At 62.3% G+C, this 14,453-nt stretch carries 11 protein-coding genes and 1 pseudogene; 1 reads left to right on the top strand and 11 read right to left on the bottom strand.

The genetic code is table 11. The features are described 5' to 3' along the window. Positions 1–246, top strand: a 246-nt coding sequence (locus RMO51_RS06620) for a hypothetical protein (RefSeq protein ID WP_310393141.1), incomplete at its 5' end; no start/stop codon positions are given. Here RMO51_RS06620 and RMO51_RS06615 read toward each other — a convergent pair. The 11 genes and pseudogenes from RMO51_RS06615 to RMO51_RS06565 form a co-directional block, all read right to left on the bottom strand. Continuing rightward, positions 207–692 (bottom strand): hypothetical protein, encoded by a 486-nt coding sequence (locus tag RMO51_RS06615; RefSeq protein WP_310393139.1) that lies wholly within the window; start codon positions 690–692, stop codon positions 207–209. The two genes, RMO51_RS06620 and RMO51_RS06615, sit on opposite strands and share 40 nt — an antisense overlap. A 140-nt stretch (positions 693–832) precedes the next feature. Further along, positions 833–1,327 (bottom strand): DUF4385 domain-containing protein, encoded by a 495-nt coding sequence (locus RMO51_RS06610; RefSeq protein WP_310393137.1) that lies wholly within the window; start codon positions 1,325–1,327, stop codon positions 833–835. Between the two features lie 2,161 nt (positions 1,328–3,488). Further along, positions 3,489–3,875, bottom strand: a pseudogene (locus RMO51_RS22570) (Ig-like domain-containing protein); the annotation flags it as partial. Further along, positions 3,859–4,149: a hypothetical protein gene (locus tag RMO51_RS06600; protein WP_310393134.1), complete on the bottom strand. Its 291-nt coding sequence runs from the start codon at positions 4,147–4,149 to the stop codon at positions 3,859–3,861. The pseudogene RMO51_RS22570 and the gene RMO51_RS06600, both read right to left, overlap by 17 nt. Next, positions 4,149–5,054, bottom strand: a complete 906-nt coding sequence (locus RMO51_RS06595; RefSeq protein ID WP_310393132.1) for a class I SAM-dependent methyltransferase — start codon at positions 5,052–5,054, stop codon at positions 4,149–4,151. Before RMO51_RS06595 ends, RMO51_RS06600 begins: the two co-directional genes overlap by 1 nt. A 480-nt stretch (positions 5,055–5,534) precedes the next feature. Then, positions 5,535–7,403: a tRNA uridine-5-carboxymethylaminomethyl(34) synthesis enzyme MnmG gene (gene mnmG, locus RMO51_RS06590; protein WP_310393131.1), complete on the bottom strand. Its 1,869-nt coding sequence runs from the start codon at positions 7,401–7,403 to the stop codon at positions 5,535–5,537. A gap of 327 nt (positions 7,404–7,730) precedes the next feature. Further along, positions 7,731–8,453, bottom strand: a complete 723-nt coding sequence (locus RMO51_RS06585; protein ID WP_310393129.1) for a GNAT family N-acetyltransferase — start codon at positions 8,451–8,453, stop codon at positions 7,731–7,733. A 215-nt stretch (positions 8,454–8,668) separates the two neighbouring features. Beyond that, entirely contained in the window at positions 8,669–9,163 is a 495-nt protein-coding gene (gene ybeY / locus RMO51_RS06580; protein ID WP_310393128.1) for an rRNA maturation RNase YbeY, read from the bottom strand. A gap of 6 nt (positions 9,164–9,169) precedes the next feature. Further along, a complete protein-coding gene (locus RMO51_RS06575) occupies positions 9,170–9,616 on the bottom strand; it encodes an ATP-binding protein (RefSeq protein ID WP_310393126.1) in 447 nt (148 codons plus the stop codon). Between the two features lie 156 nt (positions 9,617–9,772). Continuing rightward, positions 9,773–13,303, bottom strand: coding sequence for a DUF4175 family protein (locus tag RMO51_RS06570; protein WP_310393124.1), 3,531 nt, complete (start codon positions 13,301–13,303; stop codon positions 9,773–9,775). Between the two features lie 56 nt (positions 13,304–13,359). Then, the gene (locus RMO51_RS06565) at positions 13,360–14,154 is read right to left on the bottom strand and encodes an exodeoxyribonuclease III (RefSeq protein ID WP_310393122.1); all 795 of its coding nucleotides are present in this window, start codon (positions 14,152–14,154) and stop codon (positions 13,360–13,362) included. Positions 14,155–14,453: the final 299 nt, after the last annotated feature.

Genomic DNA, 14,453 nt, shown 5'->3' with positions numbered 1-14,453 from the left:
AAAAAAAAAAAACTTTTATTTTTTTTGGGGGTGTTTTTAACTCACTCTTTAAAATTAATTTTGGCTTCCCTTTCTCCTAAAACAACGCCCAGAATAACTCCTTTGCTTTCGCCGAAAATCCAGCGGCAAGGTAAAAAAGCGGCCGTTGTAGGTGACTTATCCACTTATCCACAGCTAAATACACCTGAAATGTGGATAAGCCCGCGCTATTTGGGCCATTGCACTTCCATCTCGTCGTTGATGTAAACGCCAAAATTGACGAATTGCAGCTCGCCTTCTTCAAAGTACAAGTCTATCATTGACTTCTCGTAGGAGAGGCGCACCGCGCCTTCTTCCATGGTTTCCAACTCGGGGTCGGGCAGGTTCTGGCGTTGCATCAGGGCGCGGACCTGGTCCATGCTCAGGCCGAAGATGGCCTCGCCGAAGAGGCGCATGTTGGGGTTGTCGGTTTCGATGCAGCTCAGGCGGAAGTCGTCTTCGCGGTCGAAGTAGAGCGAGAGCAGGTAGTCGTCCTCGTGGTAATTCCAGGCCTGGTGCTCGAAGTCGTCGTCGTCGTCGGATTCCTCGATTTCTTCGGGCTCACCCACCAAGGTCCGAACCTCGTCCATGGTGGCCCCGAAGCGCAACGGGCCCATGCCAGTGCCCAGAATAATTTCGTTTTCCTCGATGCTGGAGGGTTGGGTGGTGCTCATTGGGGTTGGAATAAAGGGAACGGCAAAGGTAAGTGGGCGGGCTAGTTGTCAGTTGGTCGTTGTCAGTTGTCAGGCTTGTAGTGCCCCGTGACGCCGCCAGAACGGCCCGGCACCTGACAACGACCAACTGACAACCAGCTCTATTTCCCGTACTGCTCAATGAATGCCGCTTTCTGCCGCAGGTACTCGGGGTGGACCTTGGCCTCGTCCCACTTGCGCTTGAAGATGGCGGCGGCTTCCACCTTGTCCGGGTCGGGGTGGTTGGTGCGCGGGAGTTCGGCCCGGCCGTGGGCGCCGCTCTGGCCCTTTTTGTCGTCGGGCACGGGGCCGGCGTATTTTTTGCCGCCGCGGTGGTTGGCGTAGCGCCGGGCCCGGGTGAAGCCCATTTGGATAAACTTCCGGGCCATGTCGGCCCCCACAAAATCATGGGCCTTCAAATACGCCTCGAACAGGCCGTAAATCGTTTCCGACGACTCGGTGGCCGCCGCCGCATCCCGGAAGCGCCAGTGGGGCAGGATTTCGCCCTTGTAGGGCTGCACCAGCAGCACGCCCTGTTCCCCCCGCCCCACGCGATAAAGCTCGGGGTGCTGGCGAAAATCGACGGCGTGAAAATCGAGGGTGTAGTCGAACGGCACAGCGGTGGGGCTGGGGTTTCTTTTCTGGTTGCTTGTTTCTGGCTAACCCGACAAAGTTGTGCTAACGAAAACCGGAAACGGGCGATTAGAAATGAGAAACCTTTTTCGGGTTTTCCCCAACCTTAATTTTTTGTTAAATATTTTTTCTAAAAACTCTTCTTTATTCCCACTCATTAGGTCGGTTGATAAGTGGATAAGACCGGAAGGTTATCCCCAGGGTGGAAAACGTGGGGGTAAGCGAGGTTTTATCCACTCGCTATCCACCGGCTTTGTGGAAAATAAACTACTGTTTAGCAATAGCTTAACTTGTTTTTCAACATTGCTTAGCCCTTTCCACATTTTCATTATCCCCCGGCAAAAGGGAGTGTGGGAAGGTCGGCTGGCGTGGAGAAGTTATCCACGGGTATCCCCGCTCGTTGCACCCTGTGTAATGGTCAGGACTACCAAAAAAACTTCTGCCCCACTTATCCCCGCACGGAACGCATGTTTCCCCCAGGTTATCCCCGAAATCGTCCATCGTGCGTAACCGGTGTGGAAAAGTTGGTGGAAAAGCGGTGGATTAGAACCAAAAATGCCGGTCAGTAACTGGATTTACGGATAAGTTATCCACGAAACCGGGCGCGCTGAGAAGGGAACCAGCTTCTTTACGCCCTCATTTTGCTTCAAGCACGTCAGGCGCTTCACCCGCGCCGCATCATGTTGAGCACAGCCTGGTAACTAGACGCTCCTGCCTGCGCAGTTGCCGGGCCGAATAGCGCAAAATGAATGAAATGCTGCGCGGGCTTAGCATTGGGAGATGGCGTTTGGCGTCTACGAAACGCAGCATTGTCCCTAAGACGCCCGCTGCTGTGAGTTGTTCGCGCCAGTAAACCCGTCGCTGGTCACCCAAGTGGCGCGGTCATTCTTTTCTCACTTAAAACTTGAGCGCGAGCTCAATGTCGAAGCCTGCCCGAATTTGCTGGGGCCGGGGGTCAAGAAACACGGGCTCGGCGGGAAGCAGCAGGTTGGGGTCGCCGTTGCGCCAGCGGCCGTCGCCATTGGCATCAATCAGCACGCGCAGGCGGTAGGTGCCGGGAGGCATATCGGCAAACAAGTAAGTGCCTTTGGGCGAGGCCAGGCTGGCGACGACTTGCAGCTTATCGTCGAGCAGCTGCAGCTCGAAGCTTTTTTCCTTGGTGGCGATAGTGCCCGAGAGGCTGGTGGATACGTCCTGCTCGCTGATGCTGAGGCGCAACGGGCGCAGGCGCAGCTCTTGGCCCGTGATGGCGGTGATGGCCGTGCTGTCGAGCACGACGTCGAGCCGGGTTTTGGCCTTGGAATTGAACCGAACGGTGAGCGCAGTGCGGTCGGCGTTGAGGGTGCCGTCGGCGGGCAGACGCAGGGGGCGGCGCTTGACGGAGTCTTCCACGAGGGTGCCAAAGGGCTTGCCGGCCGCCATGCGCACCGGCACGGCAAACTGAAACCTGACCTGGCCTTCGCGGTACACGGCGCGCGGGCTGCCTTCAACGGAATAGAGGGGCGGGCCGGTGGCTTTTTTGGCGGTGGCGGGCGGCACCGGGAAGCGCACCTGCAGCGTGTCGCGGCCGGTATTGCCGGTGCTGTCGGCCGTGGTGAGCAGGTAGCGACCGTCGGTCACTTCCGGGGTTTTGAAGAGGATGACCGTGCGGCCGCGGTCGGTGACCTGCAGGGCTTCGGCCACGGCGGCGGGCGCCTGGGCCGTACCGATGGGGGCCAGCACGGCGGAGCGCAGGCCTTCGTTGAAGCTCAGGCGCAGCTGCGTGGGGCTGGGCGCGCGGGTCGTGAGCAGGGGCGGGCGCCGGTCGGGCTGGGTGAGCACCAGGGCCACGGCCTCGCCGGTGGCGCCGGCAATGGTGATGGGCGCCGGCAAATAGGCAATTTTCTCGCCGTCGTCGAAGCGGCCGTTGGTGTTCTTGTCGGCCACGGCGTAGATTTTATACGGCCCGGCTTTCAGAAAATTCAGGCTGAATTTGCCTTCCTTATCGGTGAGGACGGTGTAGTACGGGCGGCCGCGGCGCACGCCGGCGGTGTCGGCTTCGCGGTACAGGCCGATGCTGGCCTCGGCAACGGGCTTGGCCGAGAGCACGTCGGTGACCACGCCGCGCACCTTGCCCGAGTCAAGCTCCGGGCCGGTGCTGAAGCTGAGGGAAGCGTTTTTGGCCGGCAGGGCTTCGGTGATGTCCACCACGCCTTCGCGGAAGTTGAAGCTATAGGTGGTGTTTTCGTCCAGCGGCTTGTCGAAGAGCAGGGTGATGGAGTTGCGGTCTTCGCGCAGCTTGTAGGGATTGTCGACGGGCAGCTGGGGGGTGATGAGCAGGTTTTTACTCAGGTCCTTGGTCACGACGGGCTCCGAAAACACGAGCCGCACGAGCTGCTGCTTCACGTTGCGGGCGGCGCTGTCGGGCGAGCTGCTGACGCGGTGCGGGGGCGTGCGGTCGCGCGGGCCGCCCAGGGGCGGGGCCACGGCGGCGCAGCTTTCAAGCAGGGCAACCAGGGCCAGCACAGCCAGCAGTTCAGCGCGAACGGACATTATACAACAGCAACGTGGTGAGGGTAAGCACGGCAATGGCTGCCCCGATGCGCCACGCCGAGCGGCGCGTCACGGCATCGGTCGGCTCGGCCGTAACGACGGAAACCCGCCGGGCGGTATCGGCCACAAAGGTGGGCGGCGGGGATTTCACCGAATCGGGGCGGGGGGAAACGGCCGGGGCGGCGGGCAGGGCCGGCGCCGTTTGGGCCGGGGCCAGCCCGGGAACCAGCCCCGCGGCCAGCCCGAGCAGAAGCGTACGCGCCGCCCGCCGCATCAGGCCGCCGGGGTGCGCCGCCCGGCCACGTACAGCAGGCTCGAATACTGCCCCTCGTGCTGCTCGGCGTAGTGGTTGGACTTGTAGCCGGCCTTGAGCACGGTGAGCAGGCCGCCGGCGCGCTCGGCCTTGTGCTTCTCGCTGAGCATGCTCACGTAGTAGGCATCAAGGGGCATGGGCAGGGTTTGGCGGATGGTCAGCTTGTGCTTTTTGAGCAGCTGGGCCATGGTTTTGGGGGCAAAATGGTAGAGGTGGCGGGGCACGTCGTAGGCCGCCCACAGCTCGCGGTAGTGTTGGGCGTCGAGGCTTTCCACGTTGGGCACGGCAATCAGCAGCACGCCGTCGGGCTTGAGCAAGGCGGTGAGCTGGGCCAGCGTCTCGTTGAGCAGGTGCACGTGTTCGAGCACGTGCCAGAGCGTGATGGCGTCGAAGCTGCCGGGGGCAAAGGAGGCGAGGCTCTCCTGGCCCACGGGCTGGCCCAGCCGGCTGCTGGCTTCCTCCCGGGCGCGGGCGCTGGGCTCCAGGCCCGCCACCTGCCAATTGGCCGCCTGGGCCGCCGCCAGAAAGTGGCCCGTGCCGCAGCCGTAGTCCAGCAACTGGCCGCAGCGCGGCGCTAGCTTATTGAGCAGGCTCACCTTGCGCCGCACGGTAAAGAACCGCGCCACTTTGTACGCCTGGTTGACGAGTCCGGCCGCGCCGCTGTTGTGCGACACGTAGTCGTCCGACTCGTAGTAGCGGCCAATTTCGGCCGGGCCGGGCCGGGGGTTGGTGAACTGAAACGCGCAGTTCGCGCACTGCACGATGGCGAAGCTTTCGTGGCTCACCGTCCGGTCTTCCACCACCAGCTTGTTGCGAAACTCAGCTTTGCAGCACACCGGGCAGCTCTCTAATCGTTCGTAGGACACGGATACGGGTAATTGGGTAGAGGCCGGTGGAAAGGCGGCCCAGCTAATTTCATAGCCCGGCAAAGTTCGCAAGATTTTGGCAGGAACGAAGTCGGGCCATTGTCGATGCTATCGGACTTCCATACGAGCGGCCTCGGTTGGGCCCGGGTCGCCCATGGACCCCACCATAACGATACTAGTGGCTATCCACAAAACCAGACTTGCGCCCAAGCCCAATCCGCATATTAGCAGCCATCCCAAGGCTGGCCTCCAAAGCTTACGCACCAAGTTGCGGAGCGTCATAAATAAGCCTACAATAAACCCGAGCAGCAACCCCAGTGCGGAAAACTGCCAAACGAGGAGTACTTTATCGAAGTACTCTGCGCTATCGCACAGTTTGGGATACAGCAGCAAGAACAGCAGCAAACCACCTAGTCCAGCTCCGGTGGCTAGCTCCAACAGCAAAAAGTAGCGTTTGCGCAGTACCATACCAACTATCCTCTACCGCCCCAGGTAGACCATCAGCACCGATACATCGGCGGGCGAGATGCCGCTGATGCGCGAGGCCTGGCCAATGGTTTCGGGCTGAATCTTGAGCAGCTTTTCGCGGGCCTCGTGGCTGAGGGCGGGCATGGCCCGGTAGTCGAGCCGGCCCTGAATCACGAAGTTTTCCAGCTCCTGCTGGCGGGCGGCCTGCTGGTGCTCCTTGGCCAGGTAGGTTTCGTACTTCACGTTGATAATGGCCTGCTCCAACGCCTCGGCATCGTACGCGGCCAGGGCGGCATCCAGCGCGGGCAGGGCGCGGCGAAGGTCGGCCAGCTCCACGTTGGGCCGGCGCAGCAGATTCACGGCGCGGGTTTTTTCGTGTATTTCGGCCGAGCCCAGCGCCGTCAGCAGCGGGTTGATGTCAGCGGGCTCGATGGCAAATTTCTGGAGCAGCTCGGCCGCTTCGGCGGTTTGGGCTTCCTTCATCCGCACCCGCGCCAGCCGTTCGTCCGAGGCCAGGCCCAGCTCGTGGCCCAGCGGCGTAAGGCGCAGGTCGGCGTTGTCCTGCCGGAGCAAGATGCGGTGCTCGGCGCGGCTCGTGAACATGCGGTAGGGCTCGTCGGTCCCCTTGTTCACCAGGTCGTCGATGAGCACGCCGATGTAGGCTTCGCTCCTTTTTAGCACGAACGGTGCCTGGCCGTGCACCTTGCGGTGGGCGTTGATGCCGGCCATCAGGCCCTGGCAGGCCGCTTCCTCGTACCCCGTGGTGCCGTTAATCTGGCCCGCGAAATACAGGTTCTGCACGCGCTTGGTTTCCAGGGTCAGGCTCAACTGGGTCGGCGGGAAGAAGTCGTACTCGATGGCGTAGCCGGGCCGGAACATCTTGGCCCGCTCAAAGCCCGCGATTTCGCGCAGGGCGCGGTACTGCACGTCCTCGGGCAGGCTGCTGCTGAAGCCGTTCACGTAGCATTCCACCGTGCTCCAGCCCTCGGGTTCCACGAAAATCTGGTGGCGGTCCTTGTCGGCGAAGCGGTTGATTTTGTCCTCCACGCTGGGGCAGTAGCGCGGCCCCAGGCCCTTGATGCGGCCCTGGAACATGGGCGACTTCTCGAAACCCTCGCGCAGGATGTCGTGCACCCGCTCGTTGGTATAGGTGATGTAGCAGGGCCGCTGCCGGGTCAGGCGGGGCGTGTCGAGGTAGGAGAATTTGCCCGGTTCGGCGTCGCCGCCTTGCTCCTCCATTTTGGCGTAGTCGAGGCTGCGGCCGTCCACGCGGGGCGGGGTGCCGGTTTTCATGCGCCCGGCTTCGAAACCCAGCTCCCGCAGCTGCTCGGTGAGGCCGCGGCTGCCCTTCTCGGCCGCCCGGCCGCCGCCGAAGTTCTTCTCGCCGATGTGGATGAGGCCGTTGAGGAAGGTGCCGTTAGTGAGCACCACCGACTGGCCGCGGAATTCCACGCCCAGGGCCGTGGTCACGCCCACCACGGCGCCGTTCTCCACTACAATCCCGGTCACGGCTTCCTGCCAGAAGTCCACGTTGGCAATGCCTTCCAGGGTCAGGCGCCAGGCTTCGGCGAAGCGCATCCGGTCGCTCTGCGCGCGCGGGCTCCACATGGCGGGGCCTTTGGAGCGGTTCAGCATCCGAAACTGAATCATGGTCTGGTCGGTGATGAGGCCCGACTGGCCGCCCAAGGCGTCGATTTCGCGCACAATCTGGCCCTTGGCCACGCCGCCCATGGCCGGGTTGCACGACATCTGGGCGATGGTGTTCATGTTCATCGTCACCAGCAGCACTTTCGAACCCAGGTTGGCGGCGGCGGCGGCGGCCTCGCAGCCAGCGTGGCCCGCGCCCACTACAATCACGTCGTATTCTTCTTGCTGAAACATTGGGAGCGCGAAGTCTCGCGAAGTTTTAAAAAAAAGTCCCGCCAAGGTGGCCTACGAAGTAACCAAGCTTTGTAAAACTTGATTTCAATTTTGCACGGCTCAGCGCAAAATGAGCCCGCTCGGGGGATAACTGCCTGCAAAATTACGAAATCAAAAATCCGCAGGCAGTTTCACGTGAAACGACTTGCGGGAGCAAAAATTCGGGTTAAGCACGACACGGTGCGCTAGTCATTACTTTGGCTGCCTGTCGTGCTGAGCGCAGCGCACTATTCTGCCAGGAATCCGTTGGCGAGAAGGTGCTTCGCTGCGCTCAGCATAAGAGACGGTTTATCCGGCCATTCCCCTCAAGTCTTCCGGCAGCCAGTCGGCCAGCAGCTCGGCCGATTGGGCGGCCACGGTGTCCCAGGAGAAGGGCTGCCACTGACCGGTGACGTTGTCAAAAACTTCGGTGGCCGCCGGACAGGCAAATAGCTTGTAATCGAATTTGGGGTAGCCGTGCACCACGTAGCCGGAATAATAGTAGTCGAGCTGCAGGCGGCGGGCGTGGTCGGTTTTCAGCAGCAGCAGGTATTTGCCGAGGCTGTGCCGGCGATACGCGGGGTCGTAGAAGTTCAGGATGCCGGCCAAGCTGCGGTCGCCCCGGTCGAAAATGCCGGCCGCCACCAGCCGGTCGCCATCGCGCAACTCGATGACGTGCGTATCGAACACGGTGTGCGCTGCGTCGCCCGTGAGCACCTCCTCTATGGTAGGCGCCGCGTCGAAGGTGATGGCCGCCCGGTAGCGGGCGTATAGTTCTTCGTGCTCCGAAGTGAGGCGAAGCGGCCGCACGCGGGTGGCAAACCGCGCATTGCGGCGCAGCAGCCGGCGCTGCTCCGGGCCCCAGTCCACGCGGGGCAGCGCCAAGCGGAGCCAGTGCGCGGTGTAAAGGCGGCCATCAAAGGGCACGAACTGGCAGGTGAAAAGGTCCTGCTGCATCCGGTAATAGCCCTGGGCCAGGTAAAAATCCAGCGCCTTGCCCCGAATGACGGGCAGCGCAGAAGAAGCGGACATAGAACCTGGGCGGACGAGAAAGTATAGCAGCTGTTCGGGCTGATTAGAGCAAGGCAGAGACGCCTACTGGCGTCTCGCCGTGGGATTACCAAAACCGCGCAGTCATAACAATATCAGCAGCCGAAGGTCAGCCGAGCTAACGACGAGGCAGCTGTACATGCCAAACGCCCGCTGCGAGCGGGCGTCGGGTGGTTGCTGGCACAGCAAAAGCCGGGTTAAAAAGTCCGCAGCGACAGGCAGTGGTCCTCCTTGGCGCGCATGGCCGTCTGGCTGAGCAGGTCTTTGTCGTGGTAGCCGAGCAGGTGCAGCACGCCGTGAATCATGACGCGGTGCAACTCATCGCAGAAGGGAATGTTCAGCTCCTGGGCGTTTTCGCGCACCCGCTCCACGCTGATGAAAATATCACCTTCCAGCAGGTCGGCGTCGTCGGAATTGTCGAAGGTGATGATGTCGGTGAGGGTGTCGTGGTCGAGGTATTCGACGTTGAGCTGGTGCAGGTACTCGTCGGAGCAGAAGATGTAGGTGAGCTGCACGATGCGGTGCTCGTGCACGGCCGCGATGCGCTCAATCCACTCAATCAGGCTTTCGGCGTCGGAGAGTTCAAATTCGGGCAGGTCCTCCACCATGAATTCGATGCCGGGGGCCTCGTGGTGCAGCTCGCCGGGCGGGGCTTCGTGGTGGGGCGGGCCCACCGGCGGGGTGCTCATCATGGCGGGCTAAGCGGCGGCGTGGTCGGCGGTGGGGGTTTCGTCGGCGGGTGTGGGCGTGAGCTGGAAGGTGAGCTGCACGCGGCGGCCTTCCTTGCTAAACTCTACTTCGTCGGCCAGGTGGCGGATGAGGAAGATGCCGCGCCCGCCGGGGTTCTCCAGGTTTTCGGGCGCCGTGGGGTCGTCCAGGTTGTCGTAGTTGAAGCCGGCGCCCTCGTCCTCAATCTCAAATTTGAGCTGCTGGGGCTCCACGTACAGCGACAGGTACACGTTCTTGTCCTTGTCAAACTTGTTGCCGTGGCGGATGGCATTGTTCACCGCTTCGGTCACGGCCACCATGATGTTGCCGTAGATATCGTCCTCAATCTGAAAGGTATCCTTGGAGTTATCGATAAAACTCTCCACCACGCGGATGTTTTCAACGAGCGACGGAATCTGAATTTTTACCTGCTTCATAAGGCGGTTTGGTGGGGCGGACAGCGGCGGGCTACGGGCGGCAAAAATAGTCTTTCAACGGCAAAGCGCCACTAGAAATTGTGCCCTCAGACGCGGCACGGTACCGGCAGAACACTAATTAATTAACGAAACGCGGGCCGCCCTGGATGAGGTGTCCTATTTGATTTTCTGAAAATACTCCCCCACCTCGCGCTGGTAGTACGGGGTAAGGCTTGGCGGAGTACTACGTAGCAATTCGGTCTGGCGTTCTTTGCTGGCCTTGTATTTGTCGAAGGCCGGCGGGAAGCCCGGGGGCTTCACCTGGGCCGTCTGGGCTTCGCGCTTGGTGTCCTGGTCGCGCTCGCGGGCCGATTTTTCCACTTCCAGCAGGCGGGTCAGGATTTGCTGCTGGCGCAGAAGGGTCTGCTCGGTGAGGCGCTTGTTCACCAGGTCGGTTTCGGTTTGCTCCATCATTTTCTTGAGGTCGCCGGTGCCCCCGCCCTGTTCGTCTTTGCCGTCCTTCCCACCGGCGGCGCCCTCTTTGCCTTCCGGTTTGCCCTCTTTGCCGTCCTTGCCCTGGCCGGCGGGGCCGCCGGGCTTGCCGCCGCCCTGCTGCATTTTGTCGAGCTGCTGCATGGCCTGGCGCAGCATCTGCTGCTGGCCGGCCAGCTTGGCCAGTTCCTGCGACATTTCGCGGCCGCTCTTGCCGCTCTGCGAGAGCTTCTGAATCTGCTCGTTGAGCTGCTGCTGCATCTGGCCCATGTTGCCGGGGCCGGGCTTGCCGCCCGGGCCCTGCCCTTTGCTTTTGCCCTTTTTCTTGCCGGGCTTGCCCTGGCCGTCCTTGGGCTGGCCTTTGCCGGCCTGGGCCTCCTGCTGCATCTGGTCGAGGGAGCTTTGCAGCATCAGGGCCAGGTTGTTCATGCTGGTCATGGCCTGCTGCTCGGTGGCGGTGGCCCGGCCCAGGTCGCGCTGCTGGATGTGGGTGAGGCTCTCGTCCATGCGCCCGTTCATCTCGCCCACTTCGCGGGTCACGAAGCTCTGAATCTTGGGCTCTTTTTTGGCCAGCGCGTACAGTGAATCCTGGATAATCTTGGCGTCGTCGCGCAGCTTGCGTTGGGTTTGGCCCAGCTGCACGAAGCGCGGGTCGCTCTGGTCCACCTTGCGGAATTCCTTCATCAGGCCCTCCTGGTCGAAGCTCAGGGTGAGCAGGTTTTCGAGGATGTCGCGCAGGTCGTCGATGTTCTCCTGGGCCTGGTCGCTCTCCTCCTCGCTCATCTGGTCGCGCATCTTTTTAGCCATCTGCTTCATGCGCGAAGCGGCGCTTTTTTGCTTGGCGGCGGCCTTCTTGTTCTGGTTTTTGCCGAGCTGCTGCTGGCTTTCCTGCAAGTCCTGGTCGGTTTGCTCCTGGTCGGGCTTCTGCTCGTCCAGGCCGTTCTGGTCGCCCAGCTCCTTGTCCATCTGCTTGAGGTCCTGCAGCTCTTTCTTCAGGTCCTCAAATTCCTTTTGGTTGTCGGCCTGCTCCTGCTTCAGCTGCTCCTGCTTGACTTTCTGGTCCACTTTCTGGTCCTGGTTCGAGGCCTTGTTGTCGGGGTTTTCCTTGTCGTTCTGCTCGGTTTTCTCGGCCAGTTTTTCTTCGTCCTTGGCCAGCTCGTCGAGTTTGTTGGCGGTTTCCTCCACCTTCTGCTCCAGCTGCATCTGCTTGAACACCTCCAGGGCGCGGTCCAGCTCTTTTTGCAAGGTGTCTTCCTTGTTTTCCAGCTGCTGGAGCAGCTTTTGCATCTCGGCGTCGGGCTGCTTCTGCTGTTCGAGCAGCTTCTGCAGCTTGTCGTAGAGCTTCTTGGTTTCGGGGTCGAGCAGGTCGGCCATCAGCTTTTTCAGCTCCTCGGCTTTCTTGGCCAGCTCCTCGCTTTTGGGGCTGGCCTGGTCCTGCTTCTGCTGCAGCTGCTCGAACAGCTTCTGCATCTGCTCCAGCTGCTGGGTCATCTGGTTCTTCTGGTCCAGCATGTTCTCCAGCTGCTTGCGGTCCTGGAAGCTCAGGTCGCGCTTGGTCTTGAGCTTGTCCTGGGCCTTGGCCAGCTCGCGCTCCAGCTTCTCGCTCTGCTTGGCGGCCTGGCTCATCTGGCTGGCCACCGACTGGGCCTGCGCGTTCAGCTCCTGGCGCATCTCGCGCTGGCCGGGCAGGCGGAACTCGGCCGGCCGGGTGCGGGCGGCTTTGGGGCCGTGCACGCCGTCGTTGTCCCAGGCCTCCACGTAGTATTCGAGGCGGTCGCCGGGCTGCAGGTTCAGCGGGTTCAGGTTCCAGGTATAGGCGTAGGTGCCGGCGCTTTCGCGGGGCAAAGCCAGGGGTTTCTGGTTCCGGGTTCCTGATTTCTGGTTGGCCCGCTTCAAATCGTAGTGCAGCACCAGGCGGGTCAGGCCGTAGTCGTCGCGCGCGGTGCCGCCCAGCGCCAGGTAGCGCCGCGTCACCGTGTCCGGGAAGGCCTCCAGCGTGAGCGTGGGCACCAAGTCCGGCACGGCCGTGAGCTGGTAAGAAATGGGGTCGCGGTTGAGGCTGGCCGGGTTTTTCAGACGCAGCAGGTAGGGCTGCGAGCGCAGCACCCGCCGCGTGGCCACGAAGGTGCCATTGCCGGCATCCGCGCCACTGGCCGTCAGGGTTTCGTCCGGGTTCTGGAACACCAGCGCCAGTTCGTCGGTGGCGGCCGTGGCAAATTCCCAGCGCACCGTGCTGCCCTCGGGCACCGCCAAGTTGCCGCCGTTGGCGATGGTTTCGGCCGCTTTGCCGGTGTAGGCCGGGTAGGTAATGTTGACTTTAAAGTCGCGCAGGTTGGGCCGCTCCAGCACCGTGAGCTGGTACTCGGGCGAGTTGAATCCAGCCCCTTTCAACTGAAAAGCCACGTCGCCCTGCGGCTGCTCAAACGTGTAGCGGAACTGGTCGCCGCGGCCGGCCACCTTGCTCAGGCGCCGCTCGCCCTCGCTGAAGGCAATGCTCACCTCGGCCGGCAGGGCCGCGCCGGCCACGCCCACGTCCAGCGTAAAATCTTCGCCCCGAAACGCCGTTAGCTTGGGGTTTTTAATCACGAACTGAAACGGCGCCGGCGGCGAGTAGGCCCGCCGGTAGTGCCAGATGCGCTCGGTGCCCTGCACCAAAAAGCTGGGGTAAAACGCCAGCAGCGCCAGCAGCGCGGCCACCGGCACGGCGGCGTACTTCCACAGCGGCCGGCTCTGCTGCTGGATGTCGATGCCCTGGGCAAAGGAGATATTGCCCATCTGGGCGGCGCGCTGCTCCAGGCTGGCGGCTATCAGCGCGTTGTCGCGGGCCTGGCCCTGCAACTGCAAGGCGTTCAGCAGCCGGTCCTGCACTTCGGGAAACAGCTCCCCTACCCGGCGGGCGGCCTGCTCGTCGCTCAGTAGCCGGCGCAGGTTGGCGATGGCCGCCAGCGGCTGCCAAATCCAGCGCGCGAAGCTGTACACCACCAGCGCCAGAAACCCAAACAGCAGCCCCGCCCGCACCACCGTGGGCAGGTAGAGGAAATATTCGAGCACGTTGAACACCACGAAAAACGTGAGCAGCAGCCCGCCGGCCACCAGCAGCCCGCGCACCAGCAGGTTCAGGTAAAACTTGCGCTTGAAGGCTTCCAGCTCCGTCCGCACCCGCGCCAGGGCGGGGTATTGGGCCCCCGACGCACCGCCCGCCATCGTCATCTCCATAAATGAGGTCTTAGTCAGGAAAGATACAGCAAGAGGCGGTGCATGGTTCGGTGCCGCTAAAATGGAGGGGCCAGCCCCGCACCCTCCACCACTTCCACCCACGCCGGGCAGTGGTCGGAGTGCATCGCGTCGGGCATCAGGCCCGCGCCGGTCAGGCGCGGTTGCAGCGCGGCGTCGGCCAGCCAGTGGTCGAGGCGCCAGCCCACGTTGCGCTGCCGCGAGCCGGCCCGGTAGCTCCACCACGAGTAGTGGTCCACGGCGTCGCCGTGCTGGTGCCGGAAGGTGTCCACGAAGCCATCGGCCAGAAAATCCTTGAACCACTGCCGCTCCTCCGGGGTGTAGCCGGGGCTGTTCTGGTTGGCCTTGGGGTTGTGCAGGTCGATGGCCGTCTGGCAGCAGTTGAAGTCGCCGCCAATGAGCAGCGGCGGCCCGCTTTCGGCGCGCAACGCCGCCACGTAGCGGCGGAAAAAGTGCAGCCACGCCACTTTGAACGCCTGCCGCTCCGCCCCACTCGTGCCCGAGGGCATGTAGGTGTTCAGCACCGAAATGTTCTCGAAATCCAGCCGCAGCACGCGGCCCTCGTCGTCGTAGCAGCTCTGGCCGCAGCCGTGGACCACGGCGGTTGGCGCCACTTTCGAGAACGTGGCCACGCCGCTGTAGCCGGGCTTGCCGGCCGGGTGCAGATAGGCGCGGTAGCCCAAGGCCTCGAAGCCCGCCACGTCCAGCGGCTCCCGGCCGGCTTTGATTTCCTGCAGGCACAGCACGTCGGGCGCCGCTTCCGCGACCCAGTCCAATAAACCCTTGCCCAAAGCCGAGCGCAGGCCGTTGACGTTGTATGAGATGATTTTCATGCGGGTTGAAGGATGGCTGAAGAACGTCGTGCCGGTAAACCGTCGTGCTGGCAGGACGTCATGTCGAGCCTGCCGAGACATCTCGCGCGCTTTGTTGAACGGTGTTTCGGTGAGGAAAATACCTTGAGTTAGTTGCGCGAGCGAGATGTCTCGGCAAGCTCGACATGACGTTCCTTCTGCTCACTGCTCACTGCTCACTGCTCACTGCTCACTGCTCACTGCTCACTGCTCACTGCTCACTGCTCACTGCTCACTGCTCACTGCTCACTGCTCACTGCTCACTGCTCACTGCTCACTGC

Origin of the sequence: Hymenobacter sp., from assembly GCF_031398885.1 — a bacterium.
Classification (GTDB): Bacteria; Bacteroidota; Bacteroidia; order Cytophagales; family Hymenobacteraceae; genus Hymenobacter.
Note: the sequence above shows the minus strand (reverse complement) of the source record. Positions and strands in the feature narration are given on the sequence as shown.